The sequence below is a fragment of the Mucilaginibacter ginkgonis genome (assembly GCF_009754905.2).
Taxonomy (GTDB): domain Bacteria; phylum Bacteroidota; class Bacteroidia; order Sphingobacteriales; family Sphingobacteriaceae; genus Mucilaginibacter; species Mucilaginibacter ginkgonis.
On sequence record NZ_CP066775.1, the window covers coordinates 3,020,263 to 3,040,211 of the forward strand.

Here is a 19,949-nt window from a genome sequence, read left to right on the forward strand (position 1 = left end):
TTTTTGAATAAGCTTAAACGCAATTGTCTCAATTAAGTGCGTTGCGGAACACATTAAGACACGTTTAAGCGCTTTGGAAATATTTTATCTCGGCGTCGCCCCACAATTCTTCAACGCCGTAAAACTCACGTTTGTCTGTTTTAAAGATGTGGACTACTACGTCTATATAATCAAGCAGTATCCACTCACTGTTTTCGAGGCCCTCTTTATGACGCGGCTCTTCGCCGGTAGCCTTAAAAACTTCATCTTCTACACTGTTTGCAATTGCCCTAACCTGGGTGGTTGAGTCGGCATGACAGATCACAAAATAATCTGACACCGAACTGAATATATTTCGAAGGTCGAGCCTTACAATTTCATTGCCTTTTTTTTCTTGCATACCATGTATGGCTAATTCAGAAATGTAAGCCGCCCCGTTTTTCGCTTTGTTTTTTACCATCAAAAAGAATTAGTTTTGAACGTTCTGGTTAAAATAACGATTGTACTGTGCAAAATAACATATTTTCAGGATTATTTATCGGACAAAATTTGGTCATCCTGAAAGAAGTTGACTCTACAAATACTTTCCTCAAGAATATGGCCTCAAATTCTAAGCCAGTACCAGAGGGGACGGTCATTATGGCAGAGCACCAGTTTGCCGGCCGCGGGCAGCAGCAAAACGGCTGGTTTACAGAGGCAGGCAAAAATCTTTCGTTCAGCATATTATTAAAGCCCACCTTCCTGCAGGCTGACGAGCAATTTGCGTTGACACAGGTAGTTAGTTTAGGAGTCGTAAAAGCCCTGCAAAACGTTGCAGGTAACGACATAAAGATCAAGTGGCCGAACGATATATATTATGGTGATAAAAAGCTGGGCGGCATTTTGATCGAAAATTCCCTCCAGGGAACAAAAATCAACTATAGTGTAGTTGGCATCGGTTTAAACATCAATCAGGAAACTTTTCCGCCGCATTTGCCAGGCGCAATTTCGCTATACAAAATCTTACATAGGGATTATGATTTGAAGGCTTTATTATCTGACATTTGCAGTCATATAGAAGGCTATTATTTACAGCTTAAATCCGGCAAGCTGGCGCGGATAAATGAGCAGTACCTGTCGAATCTTTACCGCATCAACAAAGAAATGATGTTCAGGTCTGCAGGAGAGGTTTTTAACGGCATAATAACCGGAGTTACGGCGCGTGGTTTGCTTAAGATAGACGCTGATAACGAGCCTAAAGAGTACAATTTAAAAGAGATAGAATTTTTAATAAATCCATAAATGAAGAGATTACTTTTAGTAATAGTGACCATGTTTTTGTTTGGCGCGGCACATGCGCAAATATTAACCCCCGTTAAATGGAGCTATGCCGCAAAGAAGACCAGCGCCACAGAAGCAACCATATTTATCCGTGCTACTATAGACAATGGCTGGCACATTTACTCGCAAACGGTTAAAGAAGGCGGCCCTATCAAAACCGACATCAAATTTAAACCATCCAAAAGTTTTAAACTGGTTGGTCCGGTTACAGAACCTAAGCCGATGAGCAAGTTTGAAAATGCTTTTAAGATGAACGTTACTTATTTTGAAAAAGAAGTTGTTTTTACCCAAAAGGTAAAACTGACAGCAGGTAATACTACCATAAAAGGTCAGTTGGAGTATATGACCTGCAACGACAGGCAGTGCCTTCCACCGGAGGATGTCGACTTTACCGTTGCTATAAAATAATTGCGCCGCCATAACATGACGAAATCCATTAAGCGAATATCTTTTTGCAAACACCTGGTTATATTACTGGGTGTTTTGTTTTTCAATACCGGTATATCAAACGCGGCCACCACAACACAAAAGCCGGATACCGCCGGTGTTGTATTTACAGATATTCCAACCTCGGCTGACAGTATTGCTGCCGCTAAAAAACAGATCAGCAAAACCACCGAGGTAAAAGCGGCAGGAGCAACCTTAACTAAAAGCAAAGAGATCCCGAAAACGCTTTGGCAGATATTTATCGAAGGCCTTATCGGCGGTTTCCTGGCTTTGTTAATGCCATGTATCTATCCCATGCTGCCACTTACTGTCAGCTTTTTTACCAAGCGAGGCGGCACCAGGCAAAAGGCCTTATTTCAATCGCTTGTTTACGGTTTGTCTATAATTGTAATTTACGTAGCGCTAGGGTTAGTCATAACATTATTATTCGGGTCAGACGGGTTGAATTCGCTGGCTACCAACGGCATATTCAACATCTTTTTCTTTTTGCTTTTGGTTGCGTTTGGGGCATCGTTCCTGGGAGCGTTCGAAATACAATTACCAACGTCGCTCGCTAATAAATTAGACCAGAACTCTGATAAAGGCGGCATGGCCGGAATATTTTTCATGGCAGCAACGCTGGCTGTAGTATCATTCTCTTGTACAGGGCCTATCATAGGCAGTTTACTGGTCGAGGCAGCTACCAAAGGCGCGCGCCTGGGCCCTGCCGTAGGTATGCTTGGATTTTCGGCAGCATTGGCCATTCCGTTTGCACTGTTTGCATTATTTCCATCATTGCTTAGCTCCCTCCCAAAATCGGGCGGATGGCTTAATAGCGTTAAGGTGGTTTTGGGCTTTTTGGAGCTGGCATTCGCTTTAAAGTTTTTATCAAATGTAGATCTGGCTTACCACTGGAACTGGTTCGACCGCGAGGTATTCCTTTCCCTTTGGATAGCCATAGGGTTGCTGCTTACGCTTTACCTGATCGGCAAAATAACATTCCCGCATGACAGCCCGGTGGATGGTTTATCTGTTGGCCGCACATTTTTAGCGGTGATCACTTTTGCGTTTGTATTTTATATGATCCCGGGGTTATGGGGCGCTCCTTTAAAAGTAATAAGCGGATTTTTGCCGCCTCCTGCCACCCAGGATTTTTATTTAAATAGCAACATAGGAAACGGTACATCCGCGGTAGCAGCTTCATCGACAGTAAAAAAATATGAAGAGTTGTTTAAACGTGGCAAGCACGCGGGCTTGAATGAATATTATGATTATGATCAGGCGTTACAAGCTTCGCGCGAATTGCATAAACCTGTAATGATAGACTTTACAGGCTGGAATTGTGCCAACTGCCGTAAAATGGAAAATGAGGTTTGGAGCGATAAGTCGGTTCAACAACTTTTGCAAAACGATTTCATTTTACTGGAACTTTATGTGGACGAAAAAACAGCGCTACCTGCAAATGAGCAATACACATCTACGTTCAGCGGTAAGAAGATCACAGACATAGGAAAGAAAAACAGCGATTACGAAGCTTCGAAATTTAATGTAAATTCGCAGCCGTATTACATTATTATCAACGCCAAAGGCGATGTGCTTGTACCACCACAGGGTGCAAATTATAGCGTAGATAATTACATCAAATTTTTAGACAGCGGCAAAGCTGCTTTCCAAAATAACAATGGCTCAAATTAAAAACGTAGGTGTATATACTTCGGGTGGCGATGCCCCGGGGATGAATGCCGCCATCAGGGCGGTTGTGCGGTCGGCTTTATATTACGATTTAAATGTTACAGGTATCCGTCGAGGATATGAGGGGATGATCACCGGCGACATGTTCTCTATGGACCGCAAGTCGGTAGCGAACATTATACAGCGTGGGGGCACAATTTTAAAAACTGCGCGCAGCGACCAATTCCGTACGCCTGAAGGCCGCAAGATCGCTTACGAAAACCTTAAGAAAAACAACGTCGACGCGCTTGTTGCCATCGGTGGCGATGGTACGTTTACAGGTGCTAAAATATTCGGGAAAGAATTTGGCATTCCCATTCTGGGGATGCCCGGTACAATAGATAACGACCTTTTAGGCACCGATTTTACTATCGGTTACGATACTGCTATCAATACAGTTATTGACGCGGTTGACAAGATCCGCGACACGGCAGAATCTCATGATCGTTTGTTTATTGTTGAGGTGATGGGCCGCGACTCAGGCCTCATTGCCTTACGCTCGGGAATCGCTGCAGGTGCCGAAGCGGTATTAATTCCGGAAAGCAAGACAGACCTGAACGCATTATTCCATCGCTTAGAGCAGGGCCGCAGAGATAAGTCATCTAAGATCGTTATTGTTGCTGAGGGCGAAGAAGCCGGCGGCGCGTTTGAGTATGGCCATCTGATAAAAGAGCGCTTTCCTAACTATGATACCCGCGTTTCTGTGTTAGGGCACATTCAGCGTGGCGGGCCGCCTAGTTGTATGGACCGCGTTTTGGCCAGCCGTATAGGCGTGGCCGCTGTAGAAGGCTTACTGGATGGCCGGCACGGCGAGATGGTAGGCATTGTGAACGGCGAGATCTCTTACACACCTTTTGAAAACGCGATTAAACATAACGTAGATATCAACCCCGACTATCTGAAGATAGTGGATATCCTATCGTTGTAATCAATCAACTTAAATCTATGTATACCATCACACAAGCTACAGAGAGCGATGTGCAAGCTATTCGTGCGCTTGCAGAACAAACCTGGTGGCCAACCTATACCGGAATCATCTCTCCAGAACAGATCCGTTACATGCTTGATGTGATCTACAATGAGGAAACTATCGGGCAACAGATCAGCAATTATGAGCAAACGTTTTTGCTGCTTAAAGAAAAGGATCAGCCTGTAGCATTCGCGGCATACTCGGTTTATGACGAGCAAAGCACTGCTTACAAATTACATAAGTTATACTGCCTGCCTATTACCCAAGGCAAAGGCTATGGCAAGGCGCTGATCGATACAGTCGCAGACATCGCCTTAAAACAAGGCGCATCAAAATTATACCTCAATGTGAACAGGCATAACAATGCCCAGCGCTTTTACCAAAAAATGGGCTTTGTTATCGAAAAAGAAATTGACATACCATTCGGCGAATTTGTGCTGAATGATTATGTAATGGCGAAGAGCCTTATTTAGTTCGTCATTGCGAGCCGTTTTAAACGACGAAGCAATCCCCTTTGTACAGAGCAGTTTGCATCTCTGAGATTGCTTCGTAGCTTCGCTTCTCGCAATGACGTTATGTATTTTAGCGTTCCAAAGATGCCGGCGGGATCCTTGTTGGCGTATCTGTGCCGGCCACAATGGTTTTAGAACTTAAGGCAATTGCGCGTATCGTAGCTGTAATGTTCGCTACATCAAGTGAGCCAACTTCGTCTTTTACCGTGTGATATAATTTATCGATATCTATCTGGTCTGTAGATATGGTATGTGCCGGCACACCTACGCGGGCAAGTGAAGCGTTATCGCTGCGGTAAAACAAGTTTTGTTCTTTGTACGGGTCGGGGTAAAATTTAAAGGCTGTGCCTTCCAGGTTTTTTTGCAGTATCGGGCCAAAGTCCGACCGTTCATAGCCGGTAATGATGGCCGAATTTTGTCCAAACTTTGACGCTTTGCCAATCATCTCGATATTAAACATGGCAGATACTTTTATTGGGTCTACCTGGGTTGCAAAATAAGCCGAGCCATATTCGCCGATCTCTTCTGCTGTAAAGGCCACAAATATGATCGACCGCGCATTGTTATTCAGCTTTTTAAAATAGTGGGCAAGTGTAATAACCGCTGTTGTTCCGGAAGCGTCGTCATCGGCGCCATTAGCTATGCTATCGCCTTCCATTGGCTTAATGATGCCCAAATGGTCATAATGCCCAGAGAAGATCACGTATTCATCGGGCTTCGTTTTACCTTTTATCATCCCTGCCACGTTGAATAGCGGCAGCATGTCGGTTTTAATTTCAGAGCTAACTGTCAAGTTTTTCGCGTTAGGAAACGCACCTAAAACAAATACCAATTGAGGGCCTGTGGCTGTTGGCGTTTTTAACGATGTGGTGCCATGCCCCAATGCTTGCTGTAATTGCCTGAAGGTAGCTTCGAGCGATGGATCAACGATAATAATCGCCTTTTTAGCGCTTCTTCTGATCGTGCGGTATTCAGCGATCATATTCTGTCCGGCGGCAATGTGCTTAATGGCGACTGTTGTGTCATTGTTCCAGTTTAAAGCCGTCCCGCTTTGTATCACAATGTTCTCTGCCGGTATAGAAACTCCGTCAATAGTCGCTTTGCTGTTGACTGGGGCAACACGCGTCATTTTAAAGTTTTGCCTATAGTCGGCATTGCCTGCCAACGGTTCAAGGCCGGCCTTTTTAAATTCACTTTCGATAAACTTTGCAGCCTTTTCTATGCCCGGGGTAAAAGTGGCGCGCCCTTGCATATCATCAGCAGCCAGCGTATTGATAACTTTCCGGACGTCGTCTTCTTTGATCAGTTTGTTTACGTCCTGCGCAGAACTGTAAAGTGCCAGCGACAGCAGGCCGATGGTAAGTATGTTTTTTTTCATGTGCTTAATTTACTTTGGTTGATAACCAGTTATTTCTTAATGCTAATTGCGACGCCGAAGGCATTTTTCCTGCTTTCTCATAGGTAACTATCTCAAGCAACGGGTCGTCTTCTAACCTGATACTTGTTTTATGTTCGCCGGTGCGGTTGCTGTATGTTACCTCGACCCTGTCACCCGGCTTTTTATCTTTTATTGCCGAGTTGAATGCGGCTTCGTCTGCAATGGAATTGCCATCTACCGCAGTAATTACATCACCGGCATCTAATCCAGCCTTGTATACAGGGGTGCCGAATGTAGTGCTCGCGGCGATTACCAGGCCTTTGCCTGCACCACGCGAACCGCCTTCACTAAAGCGGCCGCCTTGCGCGGCAATTCTGCCTGCCCAGGCTACATTCGGGCGTGCAGGCCTTAATACCAGCCCGGCTTTATCTAACCAGGCAGCGTAATCATGCTTTCCGCTTCCATAAATAAATTCCTGAAAGAAACCGTTCGCAAATTTGGCATCCTTTGTTAATGCTGCCAGTTCGGTTTGCGCATCCGCGACGGTGTAAGGTTTGCTAACATCGGGGTGAGCCACCCACATGCGGCGCATAAAATCGTCGAGTGTCAGGTTAAACCGGCTGCGTAGTTGCAGATCAAGGGCCAAGGCGGTTGCACCACCGTAGGTGTAATAGCTTAAAAACATATTGTTTTTATTCGTCGCGTCAACCGCCACACCCGCGTCTGCGAAAACAGCATATCGGCTGTTATCTATTGCCGAATATTTTGTGCCGCCCGGCGTGTTGAGTATTGAATTCACCAGCCCTGCAGCAGATCGGTAAAAATCTTCGGGTGTGTCAAAGCCTGCGCGTTCCAGCAGTAAACCGCCGTAATACTGAGTAAACCCTTCGGCCAGCCAAAGTTCGTTACTCATATTGGCGTGTTCAAAGTTAAACGGCTCCAATGTTTTGGGGCGGATGCGCTCTACATTCCAGCTGTGAAAGTACTCGTGAGCGAAAGTGCCCAGCAAGCGTTTTTCGTTACCCTCTATTTTAGCCGCAGGTTGAACTATACAGGTAGAATTGCGGTGTTCCATGCCGTCGCCGCTTACGGTTGGGTAAACATCATCAAGAAAAGTGTAGTTACCGTAATCATAGTTTGGCAGTTTGCCAAACACGGCCATCTCTTCCTGCACCAGGCGCTGTAACATTTTACTAAAATTGTCTATTACGTTCTGGCCGTCAACGCTATGTATAGTCAAATGTATGGCTTGCTTTCTGCCGTCGGGGTTTGTTACCTCCCAGCTGTTCTCCTTATAATCGGCAAGTTCCGTTGGGCTGTCCATTACGTATTGAAGGTCCGGCCCAGAATAAGTATTATTGCCCTCCGGCTTCAATTGCGTGGCAACCCGCCAGTTGTTTGCTTTCAACTCGTTGAAGTGAATGCGGATAGGCCTTTTATCGAAACCGTAAGCCCACATTAAAGTGCCGGGCATGTTTAAATGCGCGTGGCTTTCATCAAGGCCTACATAAGTACCGTCGGTCCAGTTGCCAAACAGCGTGTAGGTGATCTTAACATCTGCACCATGAGCAGGCACGGTATAGACGTCGCCCTCTACTTTATCAATTTTAATAGGCGTGCCCTTACCGTCAAACGCTTTTACGTTATACACGTTTTTCCCAAATTCGTGGGTAGCATACCTGCCCGGTGATGAGCGGCTCATCCTAACCTTTAACGGCCCGGCTGGTACCGCAGAAAGTTTCATAGTTATCTCGGCCTCGTGATGCTTGATGTTCGGGAATGAAAATTCGTAAACAACCGGGTTTTGAGCAAATGAAGACGCCCATACTGCAGAAGCGCAGGCAGCGAGTAGTAGTTTTTTCATGTTAACAATGTAGTGCGTCTAAAATAACATTTAAGGCCCACACTTTGCCATCATACGTAGGCTTATAATTAACTTTGCCCCAATGGATCCATACGCGGCACGCCTATACGAAATGAAACTGGTTGAAATTTATAAGCGCACCGAGTGGCTGCATTATGAGATCAGTCAGAATGATTTTGTAAAACTATTTCATGTTGAGATTAAAAATGGCAAACCCATCCGTCCCGAAAAACCCGAAGGCTTCGATCTTGACCGCGATACCCTCCTTGCTGTATTAGTGGCTTTCCGCCAGGCGTTCAGCTGATCTACAAATAACTTAGCCACCAATCTTTTCGTCGTTGCTTCACTTTCATAAACCAGCGGCAGGGGAAATATAATACTGCCACAACAAATATCCATATCAGGTAAACTACCGGCAGGCCAAAACCCCATGTGGTGCTTTGGATACCCATACCGCTTAATTTGTGCAGATCGAAGCCTATAGCTATCGCCAGCAATACTTGCGTTAAGTGAATAATGTAAATATGCGGCACGTAATAAAAGAACGGCACCCGGCCGTAGACGGTGAAGAACCGGCTTACGGGATTATTAACCTTTTCTAACAGTGCCAGTGAGATTATGGCGATGCTTAACGTCATCAAGGTGTATAACAGCGATGGCGGATATTTCTGACAGCTAACATAAGCGCCAACACCCTTTATAAAATTGTCTTGCAGCAACCATGGGCGCGGGTCGCCATAAATGTTTACCCAGCGCATAAATAAAAACAAAAACAGTGCAAAGCCGCCGATGGTGAATAGCAGCTTCCGGCGCACATCGGGTGCCAGCTTGAACACCGTACCTAAAAAATATCCTGTGGCCATGATGCCCATCCATGGCAGCACCGGATACAGCATAAATATGCCGCGGTTAACGCCTGTAGCATAAAATCCTAATTGATGTATCGCTAACCAACAAAGTTGATATTTACCGAAAGAAACGGCTGTGATACCATCCAGCATGTTATGCCCAAACACAATAAGTAAACCGACAATGCCTATTGCCACCGGCCTTAAGCCAATGAAGATCAGCAGCGACAAAAACAGCATACTGCAGCCAATGGCCCAGATCACCTGGGCTGCAAAGACATGAAAGCCCGGGTCAAAGCTCCAGCCGAAACCGATAAGCGTAAACTCTAAAAAGATAAGCCACAATCCCCGCTTTAATAAAAATGCCGCCCGCTCATTCTTCGATGCCTTTTTTGATAATGATAGATAAGCACTCACGCCAGATAGCATTACAAAAGTTGGCGCGCAAAAATGCGTGATCCACCGGGTAAAGAACAACAGGGGCGATGTTTTAGTAAGATCCAGCGGGTCGTATTGCACATTACTGAAAAAGTCGCGAACGTGATCTAAGGCCATAATGACCATCACTATACCCCTCAGGATATCAATAGACGCGATGCGTTGCTTGTTCACAAAACTGGCAGCTTGCATAAAAGGCTGGTTGTAAATAGGTTGGCTTAAATATGCGATTTATAGCGGGTAAATAAAACTGCCGGTATCATCTTTCATTATCAATCGTTTAACACCACTTTGCGACGGTATCTTTTAGCAAGTTGCCAGCCTAACTCGGCTGTGATTAAAGCTATACCTGCGAAGATCAACGGCTTTAATGCAGAGCCGGCTGCAATGAGTGTGCCGCCTAACGCGGCAATATAAACCAAGGTTGGCAAAGCCATAAAAATGCAAAGCCCGGTTATCCCTAAGGGGATTTTAAATGGTCGTACCGCATCAGGGCGCTTTATCCGTGTTACGATTAGCGTTACGTATTCTAAAAATAACCCGGCGCCATAAACGGTAACATCTATGATCACCAATTCGTCGAAAGACCAAAGTACCATCACGCTTATTACCAGCGAGCATAAGATTATTGACCGGTAAGGTGTCTCATATTTTGAGTGTGTTTTAGTCAACCCAACAGGCAGTAAACCATCATCGGCCATAACCATTGGTATGCGCGAAACCGATAGCAGTACAGCCGTGTAAATACCCATCGCGCTGGCCATACCCCCGGCGGCTATTAGTGCGCCAAGCCACTTGCCGGCAATGAATTCGCCCAAAACAGGAAAGCGCTCATTACTTAAGACGTTATAATCTATCCCAGACCGTTGCGCGACAAATATCGTCACCAGATATATGGCTATCACCATAGCGAAGGCGATAAATACCGCTTTTAAGTACGTGCGCACAGGTTGTTCTACCTCGCCTGCGTAGGTTGTGATATTGTCCCATCCCAGACAGTTCCACATTACAATGTACAACGCCATGCCAACCGAAGAAAACTTTAACGGTGTTGCAGCGCCTGTAACTTGCGGATGTGCAAAGGTGTGATGCATCATTGCCGCGATGAACAATACTACAAAAGGCCCTAACACGGCAACACTAAGAATTACAGAAATGCGGCCTACTTGCTTTATCCCCCAAACGTTGATCAAAGCTGACAGCCAGATAAAAACTAAGCAAACCGGTAACTGCCATTGCTGCATCCAAGGGAAAAAGTACGAGGCATACTGTACAAACATTACCGGGTAAATGGCCAGATCTATAAAAGTGTAGAGCCACGTCCACCAGCCCTCGTAAAATCCAAAGCGCAGGCCCAGTGCGTTTTTAACCCATTGATAGTAGCCCCCTTCTATCGGCATCATGCTGTTTAGTTCGGCAACGGTAAGTATGGCAGGCACGTCCCACAGTATAGGCGTAACGAATAGTATGATGATAGCGTAGTGAGAACCCGCGTAACTGAGCAATGATTCTAAACCGTACGGCCCGCCGGAAACGGTAAAAAAAATGATAAAGACCAGTTGAAATAACCTGATCTTTTTAGGTGCGCCGCCTTTAGCCATACCCGGCTAAGTTAATAATTGCCTGCCACACTGTTAGCCGGGTGTTAATTTTTAGCTCCTGAGGTTAAGTTTTGAATTTTACTGTATACCATTTTGGTTTTTGGTATAAAAAATGCTATGTTAGCATAATAATTTACACGCCATGAAAAAGGAACTTATAGATTTCTCGAACCGGATAGATGAGCAATTCGACGCGGCAGAAAAAAGCCACAATACCTGGTGGGATATGTTTTGGGCAATTTTTGCTTAAAGCCGGCTTTGGGAATTAGCATTTAGGGTTTAAATAATTGGGTTAACTTTGCAGCCTGATGAAAGTACGCCCCGCTAACGCCGTTTTTGAAAATGTAAACATTATTGACATTGCCGAAGAAGGCAAAGGTGTAGGCAAGACTGACGACCTGGTGCTTTTCATTGAAAAGGCCGTGCCGGGTGACATTGTTGATGTTGAAGTTTATCGCAAAAAGAAAAACTTTGGCGAGGCTAAGATAATCCATCTAAAACAACTTTCTGCGTATCGTACCGAGCCCTTCTGCGAACACTTTGGCACTTGCGGCGGCTGCAAATGGCAACACATGACCTATGAAGCCCAGCTGCAATTCAAACAAAAATCTGTTGCTGATGCATTAAGCCGCCTGGCCAAATTGGATGTAAGCAATATGCTGCCCATTGTGCCGTCTCCGCACGACAGGTATTATCGTAACAAACTCGAGTTTACCTTCTCTGATAAACGCTGGCTGTACGATGGCGAGAACCGCGAGTCTGAGACGCTGGACATGAATGCCCTGGGTTTTCACATCCCCGGCAGGTTTGACAAGATCCTTGATGTTAAACACTGCTATTTGCAGGAAGACCCATCGAACGATCTGCGCAACGCCATTCGCGATTTTGCGAAAGAGCACAACATAAGCTTCTACAATTTAAAGCACCACGAAGGCGCGCTTCGTAACCTTATCATCCGCACATCGTCGAGCGGAGAACTGATGGTGATCGTTGTTTTCGCATACCCGGAAGAAGGACAAGTTGAGTTGTTGATGGAATATGTGCAAAGGCATTTCCCGCAGATCACGTCCTTGCTGTATATCATCAATCAAAAGAAGAACGATACTATTTTTGATCAGGAAGTAATTACCTGGAATGGCCCGCAATATATTCACGAGGGCATGGACGAGGTGATATTCCGTATCGGTCCAAAATCCTTTTACCAAACAAACGCGGTACAGGCCAAACGCTTATACGAAATAACCCGCGATTTTGCAGAGTTTACCGGTAACGAATTGGTTTATGACCTGTACACCGGTGCAGGCACTATTGCCAATTTTATTGCCAAACATGTAAATAAGGTGGTGGGGGTAGAGTATGTACCCTCTGCTATTGAGGATGCCAAGATCAACTCTAATATTAATAATATTACTAATACCGATTTCTACGCAGGCGACATGAAAGATGTGCTTGATCAAAACTTTACCGCTACGCACGGCAAACCCGACGTGATCATTACAGATCCGCCCAGGGCGGGAATGCATGCCGATGTGGTTGCGAGACTGATGGAAATTGAGGCAGAAAAGATAGTGTATGTAAGCTGCAACCCGGCAACACAAGCCCGCGATATGCTGGTACTAAATGAAAAGTACGATGTAGTAAAAATTCAGCCGGTAGACATGTTTCCGCACACACAACACGTGGAAAATGTGTTGTTATTGAAATTGAAGAAATAAAAACAACTCAGTGTCATGCCGAACTTGTTTCGGCATCCCAAATGCAGGAATTGCCTGCTATAATTGATTGTCATATGAGATGCCGAAACAAGTTCGGCATGACTTATTACTATTATGAACCCCGAAGAACTCTTAAACGAAAACAGCGAGCGGCCAAAACAAAGCCCGCTGATAAGCCTGGAAACCGACCTAAAACTATTTAGCGAATCTATGCGCGAGGTTGCGGTAGAGATAATGGTCGAGGGCCTGTCGCGTTACCCCATATTTGTAGCACATCAGCACGAAGTGAAACTGGGCGAAGAAATTTTCAACAAGGAAGAACTAAACACGGAATGGAATATCAACGCCTCGACACTGGAAGAATTTGTTGAACGCGGGGTTATCAAGAAAGAGCTGAAACAACGCTTTATTGACAGCTTTAAAAACCCGCATGAGTTTATGTGTGTTTTCGCGATAGTACCGGAGGGTGCCAACTTTGTGTTTTTTCCGTATTCAAAAGAATAAGCTTAGTTTTAAAGCAATTAAATTGTCATGACCGATAGCAGGCTGCTTATTTTAAACCGTGCCCAAATTCAGCAGAAGATCGACCGGATCGCTTATCAGCTTTTGGAAGATAATTTTGACGAAGATGAAATTGTGATTGCCGGCATACTGCCGCAAGGGAGTAACATTGCACTTCGGTTAAAAAGCATCCTTGAAAAGATCGCCAATTTTAAGATCACTTTTATAAACATCGAACTGGATAAACAAGCCAGTCAACTCGATTTCAAGCTTGATACATCGATAGAAGTCTGCAAAAACAAAGTGGTTATCCTGGTTGACGACGTACTCAACAGCGGTAAAACGCTTGCTTATGGGTTTGGGGTATTTTTAGATGTCCCTCTTAAAAAATTGCGCACGGTTGTACTCGTAGACCGCAACCATAAAAACTTCCCTGTTACTACAGATTACTCCGGCATTGCCTTATCGACACTTTTAAAAGAACATGTTGATGTAGTACTAACCGAAACCGGCGAAGGTGACGCGGTTTATCTGGGATAATTTATAATAAAAGGTCATGCCGAACTCGTTTCGGCACCCCATATCTATTCCCAAATTTAATTATCCTCTGAGATGCCGAAACAAGTTCGGCATGACTATCGTCTACTGTTTAAAAATAATTGACTGCAACCTTTCGGCCGTCAAACTTAAGCCATCAGCTACTATGTTCGCTTGTAAGTAAAAAGGCTCGCGTTCAGCTAATTTTTCCGCAATAAATTTTACCAATTCGTTGCCATGCTTGCCTTGCAATAAAGGGCGCTCTTCTTTCGCGTTTTCAAGGCGGCTGGCAAGAGCCGCCGGCGGAAGGTTAATGTACACTACCTTGCCGTTAGCCTTCATCCAATTTATGTTATCAAAAAAACAGGGCAAACCGCCCCCGGTCGATATAACCTGATCATCACCCGTAATTACCGATTTAAGCACCTCAGATTCCTTTGTTCTAAACCGTTCTTCGCCATAGGTGGCAAAATATTGTGCAATAGTGATTCCTTCTTGAGTTTCTAATACCTGGTCTAAATCAATAAAATCATAACTCAAACGGGAAGCAAGTTTACGGCCAAGCGTTGTTTTGCCGCAGCCCATAAAGCCTATCAAAAAGATCTTCATGGCTGCTTGCGAAAGTAGTGCTCAACAAAATAATCATACTTAGGCAAGGTATGGTAGTGCCACTTGCCGATAACGGTGCCCTCTTTCATCAGCATTACACCCGGATTAGCTCTTACCATGCTTTTCAGCGGAACGCCATCGGCATAGTAGATCTCAGAAACCAAGTGATGTTTTTTTGCGAATGCTGTGGCGTCTGTTGCTGACGCGGATGTTAAAAATACCGTGCGGACATTGTAGTTTTCGGTCAGGTTTAACGCCAGGGCATTAATGCGGTTAACAGCATCTTCATCTGTATGGCGCAGGTCATATGCCACTATCACCAGGTTATAAAAGGGATTTCCCAGCAGCTCTTTTGTGTAGTTGTTACCCTGGGCATCTTGAATCACCAGATCCGGAATTTTAGGCGTAAACCCTTTCTTCACAAGGCGCGATTCCGGGTTGCCTACCACCTCCCAGTTAGCGTCTTTCCAAATACCAGTTTTAAGGTATTCCTTGTCGGTCATCACCTTTGTGGCTTTGGTCGCTTTGTTTTTAAGGTTGTAGGTTAGTTCAAACTCGTCGGGCTTTGCGCCGGGTGGGGTCACCATTTCTTGCGGCAAATTAGCGCCAACTTTATACGGTAAAAAATCTAAGACAGGTAAAAAATTATAGGTGTATAAACCAACGCCGAAAGAGAATACTATAGCCAAAATCAACAGCGTGTCTTCTGTTCTTTTTTTAAACAAGGGCTTAATGTCTCGCCGTTGCTGAAAAACAACAAGTACTAAAACAAGCAGTATCAGATCCTTGCTGAACGATTGCCACGGCGTAAGCGGAATAGCATCGCCAAAGCAGCCGCAGGTTTGTACTACCTTAAAAGCTGCTGAGTAAAATGTAAGAAAAGCGAAGAAAATGATCAAAAGTAAGAGTCCCCATGCCACAGTGTTAATGCGTGTACCGATAAGCAGCGCGAAACCTAACAACATCTCCACGGCGCATAACATGATGGCTGCGATTAAAGCAAACCCGTCTAAAAACGTCATGTGGAACACTACGAAATATTCCTGCAGTTTGTAAGAAAACCCTAAAGGGTCGTTGGCTTTTATCAGGCCGGAGAATATGAATAACAGCCCCACCGCTATCCGGCATATCCAAACTAAGACTTTCATGCCACCCCTAACTTAATAAGTGCGAAAACGGAATAATTTAGCATATCCTGGTAATTGGCATTTACCCCTTCAGAGGCTACAGTTTGCCCCTTGTTATCTTCTATTTGCTTAACCCTAAATATTTTTTGCAGAATTAAGTCTGTTAATGAGCTGATACGCATTTCCCGCCAAGCCTCGCCATAGTCATGGTTTTTAGCAAACATCAAGTCGCGGGTTTCATTTACTTTTGCGTCAAAAAGCGTCTCGACCTGTTCAACGGGGATCTCCAGCGGCGCACCGTTGGCTTCCATTTCCAGCTGCATCATCGCGATAACGCAATAATTGACAATACCGATGTATTCTTCTGTAATGCCGTCGCCTACCATTGATACTTGCTTCTCTTCCAGTGTGCGAATACGCTGCGCCTTAATAAATATTTGATCGGTTATAGAGGCGGGCCGCAGTATGCGCCAGGCCGTGCCATAATCGCGGGTTTTTTTCAGAAAAAGCGTTTTGCAAACGTTAATAACGGCGTTGTACTCGGCAGTAGTATTGCTCAAAATAAGCTGATTAAAATTCTTTTATTTATTATCGTACCTCTATTAGATAAGATGTTTAAAGATACAGTTTTTCAGAAAAAGACAACCCTCAATGCAGGCGGCAGACTTATAGATTTAAGCCACCCAAAGGTGATGGGTATCATCAATCTTACTCCAGACTCGTTTTATGCAAGCAGCCGCCGGCAGATCATGGAGGACGTGTTGCATCAGGCCGAAAAGATGCTCAACGATGGTGCTTCTTTTTTAGACCTCGGCGCTTATTCGTCCCGGCCGGGGGCATCTGATATCTTTGAAGAAGAAGAAGCCATCCGCTTGATACCTGTTGTCGAAGCCATCGCCAGCAAATTTCCTGAAGCTGTAATTTCCGTTGATACTTTCCGTGCCGGAATAGCTGAGTCGGCCGTAAATGCCGGAGCACATATTATCAATGACATCTCAGGTGGCGAATTGGATAAACACATGTTTGAAACGGTAGCCCGACTGCAAGTGCCTTATATATTGATGCACATGAAAGGTACACCGCAAACCATGAAAGACCTTGCTGTTTATGACGATGTGTTCACGGAAGTGTTTACCTATCTCGAAAAAAAGCATTATCAGTTGAAAAATTTAGGTGTTCACGATGTGGTCATCGACCCGGGGTTTGGTTTTGCCAAGACCGCCGGACACAGTTTTACGCTGCTTAACCGACTGCGCGACTTTGAGATGCTTGGGTTGCCAATCCTTGCCGGAATATCGAGAAAACGTATGATCTACGGCACTTTGGATATCCCAGTCGAAGACGCGCTTAATGGAACAACGGTAGCCAACACCATTGCTTTAATGAACGGCGCAAGTATTTTACGTGTTCACGATGTGAAACAAGCAGTTGAAGCAGTGAAAATTTTTGAGGCGGTGAAAACATAGATAACCACCCTGTGATCTATCAATCAGTTTATACATCCCGGCTTACTTGGGGTGAAGCGCTTTCAAGAAAGCAAGAAATGCTTTCCTGTTACCAAAAGCCGGGCAATAGGTATGAAAATATTCCGGTGCGTAGAAATAAAGTTGTCTTGACTTTTTTTGAGTAATGATGTACAACGAGTATTCTTCTGCATCAGATATTCTATGAATGATTGCTTCTCTTTTACCATTGATAAGAGTGTCTCTTGGCGGACAATCTGCAAAAACACCATCATCCTCAATTTCGAATAAGCGGTTTGCAGTAAAACTTTTCAGGATTTCATCGCCGTTTGTGATATCTGTAATGTTTTTTAGTTTAATGGGCTCATGTTTAGCAGCTAGTTTTGAATCGTTAATGACCGCAACCATCTTTTTCCACTTGCCGTTGTTGACCACCCAAACATCATATGCTTTATATTGACCCGACCAATACGAAAAAGATCTTAGAGCAATAGTTAAATCAAAACTACCCACACTCGATCTTATCAAAGAATCATCTCCTGAGTTACGTCGGATATTACCTTGGAAATCAGGAATCCTTGTTTGAGCAAAACTTTGACAGAAACCAGCCAGGCAAACCAATAATATAACCAATTTCTTCATGCCCTCCTCAATTGCACCTCATCACCAATCTGCTCCAGAATACTTTCTAAATATTCGCGGTTGTTGGCCAAACGGGGCACCTTGTGCTGACCGCCTAATTTGCCGCGCAGTTTCATCCATTTTAAAAACGTGCCCTGCGGCGCTTTGTGTATCAACGGGCGATGCAGCGCCAGATCTTTAAAACGCTTGGCATCATAATCCGAATTGAGTTTGCGCAGTGTTTGGTCGAGCAAGTCAACAAAGCGCTCAAACTCTGCAGGCTGCCGCTCAAACTCGATGATCCACTCATGCCCTCCCGACTTATTGTCAGAAAAATAAATGGGCCCGGCAGTGTATTCAGAAATTACAGCCCCCGTTTGGCGACAGGCTTCATCTATTGCACGGTCAGCATTATCAACAATTACTTCCTCACCAAAAGCGTTGATATAATGCTTGGTACGCCCGGTTATTTGTATCCTGTACGGCGCTAGTGATGTAAACCGTACGGTATCGCCTATCATATATCGCCATAACCCGGAGTTGGTGCTGATGATCAACGCGTAGTTTTTATGAAGTTCTACTTCATCGAGCGTCAGCGTTACAGGATGCTCTTCGCCAAGATGTTCCATAGGCAAAAACTCATAGAAAATGCCATAATCCAGCATCAATAGCATCTCACCGTGCTCTTCAAGGTCCTGTATACCAAAAAAGCCTTCAGTCGCGTTGTAGGTTTCCATGTAAAACATGTTTTCCTTGGGGATCAGCTGCCTGAACTGCTCAAAATAAGGGGTAAAATTTACCGCCCCATGAAAGTACAATTCTAAATTAGGCCATACTTCTAACAGGTTCTTTTTGCCGGTTATTTCCAGTATGCGTTTAAAGAGAATAATGTTCCAGGTAGGCACGCCACTTATACCCGTAACATTAGCGCCTATGGTAGCCCGGGCCATCTTTTCTATCTTCTCCTCAAAGTTTTCAATAAGCGCGATGTCCAATTTCGGGATGCGATAAAATTCTGCCCAGAGTGGCAGGTTTTTCATGATCACGGCAGACAGATCGCCAAAAAATGTGTCGGCATTCATCTGACTGATCTGGTGGCTGCCGCCCAGGGTTAATATCTTACCGGTAGACACCCTGCTGTCGGGGTGATGGTTGCAATACAACGTGAATACATCCTTCCCGCCCTTAAAATGGCACTCTTCGAGCGACTCTTCACTTACCGGAATAAACTTACTACGATCATTAGTAGTACCTGATGATTTGGCAAACCATTTAATTTCCGACGGCCACAGAATTTGCTGCTCGCCTTTGAGCATGCGCTCTATATAGGGCTTTAAGGTGTCGTAGGTTTGTATGGGAACACGCTCTTTAAACTGGTGCAGGTGTTCGATACTTTTGTAATGATATTTTTTTCCCCACTCTGTATGCTCTGCTGCCGAGATCAGCTTTTCAAACCACTCTTCCTGTACCTCATTAGGGTATTTTTTGAACAGCTCTATCTGGTGAATGCGTTTCTTCATCAACCAGTTAAAAACGGAGTTGAGTACGGTCATTCAGCGAGAAGATTAAGGTGCAAAGGTTTTTCTTTTTAGCACAAAGTTGGCGCCCAGGTAAACTTTACGCACCATCTCATTTGCTGCAAGCACCTCGGGTACACCAGATTCCAGTATCTTACCTTCAAAAAGCAAGTACGCCCTGTCCGTGATCGACAAGGTTTCCTGTACGTTGTGGTCTGTAATTAAGATACCAATGTTGCGGTGCTTTAATTTAGCAACCATGCTTTGAATTTCTTCAACAGCGATAGGGTCTACGCCGGCAAAAGGTTCATCAAGCAGGATGAAATTGGGCTCGGCCGCCAAAGCGCGGGCAATCTCGGTGCGGCGGCGTTCGCCACCGGATAACAGGTCGCCACGGTTGCGGCGCACCTTGTGCAGGCTAAACTCGTCTATCAGTGACTCCAGTTTCTCCTGCTGGCGCACCTTGTCCATGTTGCCCATCTCCAACACGGCTTTTATATTATCTTCTACCGTGAGTTTTCTAAAAACAGATGCTTCCTGCGCCAGGTAGCCAATGCCTTTTTGCGCGCGTCGGTACATGGCATCGCCGGTAATATCTTCGTCGTCTAAAAAAATGCGGCCCTCGTTAGGTTTTATCAAGCCCACGATCATGTAAAAAGAGGTGGTTTTACCGGCTCCATTAGGGCCCAGCAGACCAACAATTTCGCCCTGCGCTACATCGAAAGACACATCGTTTACAACAGTGCGCTGTTTATATTTTTTTAAAAGGTGCTCTGCACGTAGGATCATAAT

General features: G+C 44.9%; 21 protein-coding genes. 10 read left to right on the forward strand and 11 right to left on the reverse strand.

Going from position 1 to position 19,949, the window contains the following annotated elements; all coding sequences use genetic code 11:
• Positions 1-64: 64 nt before the first annotated feature.
• Positions 65-439 (reverse strand): ribosome silencing factor, encoded by a 375-nt coding sequence (gene rsfS / locus GO620_RS14040; RefSeq protein WP_157524401.1) that lies wholly within the window; start codon positions 437-439, stop codon positions 65-67.
• A gap of 47 nt (positions 440-486) precedes the next feature.
• On the opposite strand from rsfS, the gene GO620_RS14045 reads away from it, so the two are divergent.
• From GO620_RS14045 to GO620_RS14065, 5 genes are read left to right on the forward strand one after another with little or no spacing between them, the layout of a single operon-like run.
• Positions 487-1,260, forward strand: coding sequence for a biotin--[acetyl-CoA-carboxylase] ligase (locus tag GO620_RS14045; RefSeq protein WP_200230219.1), 774 nt, complete (start codon positions 487-489; stop codon positions 1,258-1,260).
• Positions 1,261-1,707 (forward strand): protein-disulfide reductase DsbD N-terminal domain-containing protein, encoded by a 447-nt coding sequence (locus tag GO620_RS14050; protein ID WP_157524402.1) that lies wholly within the window; start codon positions 1,261-1,263, stop codon positions 1,705-1,707. It begins immediately after the preceding gene.
• Between the two features lie 15 nt (positions 1,708-1,722).
• Positions 1,723-3,420 carry a protein-disulfide reductase DsbD family protein gene (locus tag GO620_RS14055; RefSeq protein ID WP_157524403.1) on the forward strand — a complete coding sequence of 566 codons (1,698 nt, stop codon included), beginning with the start codon at positions 1,723-1,725 and terminating at the stop codon, positions 3,418-3,420.
• Entirely contained in the window at positions 3,407-4,384 is a 978-nt protein-coding gene (gene pfkA / locus GO620_RS14060; RefSeq protein ID WP_157524404.1) for a 6-phosphofructokinase, read from the forward strand. The genes GO620_RS14055 and pfkA overlap by 14 nt, the downstream gene beginning before the upstream one ends.
• A gap of 17 nt (positions 4,385-4,401) precedes the next feature.
• Entirely contained in the window at positions 4,402-4,899 is a 498-nt protein-coding gene (locus GO620_RS14065) for a GNAT family N-acetyltransferase (RefSeq protein ID WP_157524405.1), read from the forward strand.
• A gap of 109 nt (positions 4,900-5,008) precedes the next feature.
• On the opposite strand, the gene GO620_RS14070 is transcribed toward GO620_RS14065, so the two are convergent.
• Both GO620_RS14070 and GO620_RS14075 read right to left on the reverse strand, forming a co-directional pair.
• The gene (locus GO620_RS14070) at positions 5,009-6,316 is read right to left on the reverse strand and encodes a M20/M25/M40 family metallo-hydrolase (protein WP_157524406.1); all 1,308 of its coding nucleotides are present in this window, start codon (positions 6,314-6,316) and stop codon (positions 5,009-5,011) included.
• A 4-nt stretch (positions 6,317-6,320) separates the two neighbouring features.
• Complete coding sequence (locus GO620_RS14075) at positions 6,321-8,180, reverse strand: M61 family metallopeptidase (protein ID WP_157524407.1); 1,860 nt, start codon at positions 8,178-8,180, stop codon at positions 6,321-6,323.
• An 82-nt stretch (positions 8,181-8,262) separates the two neighbouring features.
• On the opposite strand from GO620_RS14075, the gene GO620_RS14080 reads away from it, so the two are divergent.
• On the forward strand, positions 8,263-8,484 hold the full coding sequence (locus tag GO620_RS14080) for a hypothetical protein (protein ID WP_157524408.1): 222 nt from the start codon (positions 8,263-8,265) through the stop codon (positions 8,482-8,484).
• A 1-nt stretch (position 8,485) separates the two neighbouring features.
• Here GO620_RS14080 and GO620_RS14085 read toward each other — a convergent pair whose 3' ends face one another.
• Together GO620_RS14085 and GO620_RS14090 are read right to left on the reverse strand one after the other, a co-directional pair.
• Positions 8,486-9,658 carry a DUF1624 domain-containing protein gene (locus GO620_RS14085; RefSeq protein WP_157524409.1) on the reverse strand — a complete coding sequence of 391 codons (1,173 nt, stop codon included), beginning with the start codon at positions 9,656-9,658 and terminating at the stop codon, positions 8,486-8,488.
• Between the two features lie 80 nt (positions 9,659-9,738).
• The gene (locus tag GO620_RS14090) at positions 9,739-11,067 is read right to left on the reverse strand and encodes an APC family permease (RefSeq protein WP_157524410.1); all 1,329 of its coding nucleotides are present in this window, start codon (positions 11,065-11,067) and stop codon (positions 9,739-9,741) included.
• A 308-nt stretch (positions 11,068-11,375) separates the two neighbouring features.
• On the opposite strand from GO620_RS14090, the gene rlmD reads away from it, so the two are divergent.
• The 3 genes from rlmD to GO620_RS14105 all read left to right on the forward strand — a co-directional run bounded on the left by rlmD (position 11,376) and on the right by GO620_RS14105 (position 13,823).
• Entirely contained in the window at positions 11,376-12,782 is a 1,407-nt protein-coding gene (gene rlmD, locus GO620_RS14095) for a 23S rRNA (uracil(1939)-C(5))-methyltransferase RlmD (RefSeq protein ID WP_157524411.1), read from the forward strand.
• 114 nt (positions 12,783-12,896) lie between these two features.
• On the forward strand, positions 12,897-13,286 hold the full coding sequence (locus GO620_RS14100; protein WP_157524412.1) for a hypothetical protein: 390 nt from the start codon (positions 12,897-12,899) through the stop codon (positions 13,284-13,286).
• Positions 13,287-13,313: 27 nt separating this feature from the next.
• Positions 13,314-13,823, forward strand: coding sequence for a phosphoribosyltransferase family protein (locus GO620_RS14105; protein WP_157524413.1), 510 nt, complete (start codon positions 13,314-13,316; stop codon positions 13,821-13,823).
• 102 nt (positions 13,824-13,925) lie between these two features.
• Here GO620_RS14105 and GO620_RS14110 read toward each other — a convergent pair whose 3' ends face one another.
• The 3 genes from GO620_RS14110 to GO620_RS14120 are packed head-to-tail and all read right to left on the reverse strand — an operon-like array spanning position 13,926 to position 16,116.
• Positions 13,926-14,429 (reverse strand): shikimate kinase, encoded by a 504-nt coding sequence (locus GO620_RS14110; protein ID WP_157524414.1) that lies wholly within the window; start codon positions 14,427-14,429, stop codon positions 13,926-13,928.
• Entirely contained in the window at positions 14,426-15,577 is a 1,152-nt protein-coding gene (locus GO620_RS14115) for a BT_3928 family protein (protein ID WP_157524415.1), read from the reverse strand. The genes GO620_RS14110 and GO620_RS14115 overlap by 4 nt, the downstream gene beginning before the upstream one ends.
• Positions 15,574-16,116, reverse strand: a complete 543-nt coding sequence (locus GO620_RS14120; RefSeq protein ID WP_157524416.1) for a DUF1599 domain-containing protein — start codon at positions 16,114-16,116, stop codon at positions 15,574-15,576. The genes GO620_RS14115 and GO620_RS14120 overlap by 4 nt, the downstream gene beginning before the upstream one ends.
• Positions 16,117-16,167: 51 nt before the next feature.
• On the opposite strand from GO620_RS14120, the gene folP reads away from it, so the two are divergent.
• The gene (folP, locus tag GO620_RS14125) at positions 16,168-17,022 is read left to right on the forward strand and encodes a dihydropteroate synthase (RefSeq protein WP_157524417.1); all 855 of its coding nucleotides are present in this window, start codon (positions 16,168-16,170) and stop codon (positions 17,020-17,022) included.
• Positions 17,023-17,064: 42 nt separating this feature from the next.
• On the opposite strand, the gene GO620_RS14130 is transcribed toward folP, so the two are convergent.
• The 3 genes from GO620_RS14130 to lptB are packed head-to-tail and all read right to left on the reverse strand — an operon-like array spanning position 17,065 to position 19,946.
• Positions 17,065-17,661, reverse strand: coding sequence for a hypothetical protein (locus GO620_RS14130; RefSeq protein ID WP_157524418.1), 597 nt, complete (start codon positions 17,659-17,661; stop codon positions 17,065-17,067).
• The gene (locus tag GO620_RS14135; protein ID WP_157524419.1) at positions 17,658-19,193 is read right to left on the reverse strand and encodes a GH3 auxin-responsive promoter family protein; all 1,536 of its coding nucleotides are present in this window, start codon (positions 19,191-19,193) and stop codon (positions 17,658-17,660) included. The genes GO620_RS14130 and GO620_RS14135 overlap by 4 nt, the downstream gene beginning before the upstream one ends.
• Positions 19,194-19,205: 12 nt before the next feature.
• The gene (lptB, locus tag GO620_RS14140) at positions 19,206-19,946 is read right to left on the reverse strand and encodes an LPS export ABC transporter ATP-binding protein (protein ID WP_157524420.1); all 741 of its coding nucleotides are present in this window, start codon (positions 19,944-19,946) and stop codon (positions 19,206-19,208) included.
• Between the last annotated feature and the right edge of the window lie 3 nt (positions 19,947-19,949).

What these genes read in the sequence shown, in the direction of transcription:
- rsfS (WP_157524401.1), bottom strand. Translation starts at nt 439, where the DNA reads ATGGTAAAAAACAAAGCGAAAAACGGGGCGGCTTACATTTCTGAATTA.
- GO620_RS14050 (WP_157524402.1), top strand. Translation starts at nt 1,261, where the DNA reads ATGAAGAGATTACTTTTAGTAATAGTGACCATGTTTTTGTTTGGCGCG.
- GO620_RS14055 (WP_157524403.1), top strand. Translation starts at nt 1,723, where the DNA reads ATGACGAAATCCATTAAGCGAATATCTTTTTGCAAACACCTGGTTATA.
- pfkA (WP_157524404.1), top strand. Translation starts at nt 3,407, where the DNA reads ATGGCTCAAATTAAAAACGTAGGTGTATATACTTCGGGTGGCGATGCC.
- GO620_RS14065 (WP_157524405.1), top strand. Translation starts at nt 4,402, where the DNA reads ATGTATACCATCACACAAGCTACAGAGAGCGATGTGCAAGCTATTCGT.
- GO620_RS14070 (WP_157524406.1), bottom strand. Translation starts at nt 6,316, where the DNA reads ATGAAAAAAAACATACTTACCATCGGCCTGCTGTCGCTGGCACTTTAC.
- GO620_RS14075 (WP_157524407.1), bottom strand. Translation starts at nt 8,180, where the DNA reads ATGAAAAAACTACTACTCGCTGCCTGCGCTTCTGCAGTATGGGCGTCT.
- GO620_RS14080 (WP_157524408.1), top strand. Translation starts at nt 8,263, where the DNA reads ATGGATCCATACGCGGCACGCCTATACGAAATGAAACTGGTTGAAATT.
- GO620_RS14085 (WP_157524409.1), bottom strand. Translation starts at nt 9,658, where the DNA reads ATGCAAGCTGCCAGTTTTGTGAACAAGCAACGCATCGCGTCTATTGAT.
- GO620_RS14090 (WP_157524410.1), bottom strand. Translation starts at nt 11,067, where the DNA reads ATGGCTAAAGGCGGCGCACCTAAAAAGATCAGGTTATTTCAACTGGTC.
- rlmD (WP_157524411.1), top strand. Translation starts at nt 11,376, where the DNA reads ATGAAAGTACGCCCCGCTAACGCCGTTTTTGAAAATGTAAACATTATT.
- GO620_RS14100 (WP_157524412.1), top strand. Translation starts at nt 12,897, where the DNA reads ATGAACCCCGAAGAACTCTTAAACGAAAACAGCGAGCGGCCAAAACAA.
- GO620_RS14105 (WP_157524413.1), top strand. Translation starts at nt 13,314, where the DNA reads ATGACCGATAGCAGGCTGCTTATTTTAAACCGTGCCCAAATTCAGCAG.
- GO620_RS14110 (WP_157524414.1), bottom strand. Translation starts at nt 14,429, where the DNA reads ATGAAGATCTTTTTGATAGGCTTTATGGGCTGCGGCAAAACAACGCTT.
- GO620_RS14115 (WP_157524415.1), bottom strand. Translation starts at nt 15,577, where the DNA reads ATGAAAGTCTTAGTTTGGATATGCCGGATAGCGGTGGGGCTGTTATTC.
- folP (WP_157524417.1), top strand. Translation starts at nt 16,168, where the DNA reads ATGTTTAAAGATACAGTTTTTCAGAAAAAGACAACCCTCAATGCAGGC.
- GO620_RS14130 (WP_157524418.1), bottom strand. Translation starts at nt 17,661, where the DNA reads ATGAAGAAATTGGTTATATTATTGGTTTGCCTGGCTGGTTTCTGTCAA.
- GO620_RS14135 (WP_157524419.1), bottom strand. Translation starts at nt 19,193, where the DNA reads ATGACCGTACTCAACTCCGTTTTTAACTGGTTGATGAAGAAACGCATT.
- lptB (WP_157524420.1), bottom strand. Translation starts at nt 19,946, where the DNA reads ATGATCCTACGTGCAGAGCACCTTTTAAAAAAATATAAACAGCGCACT.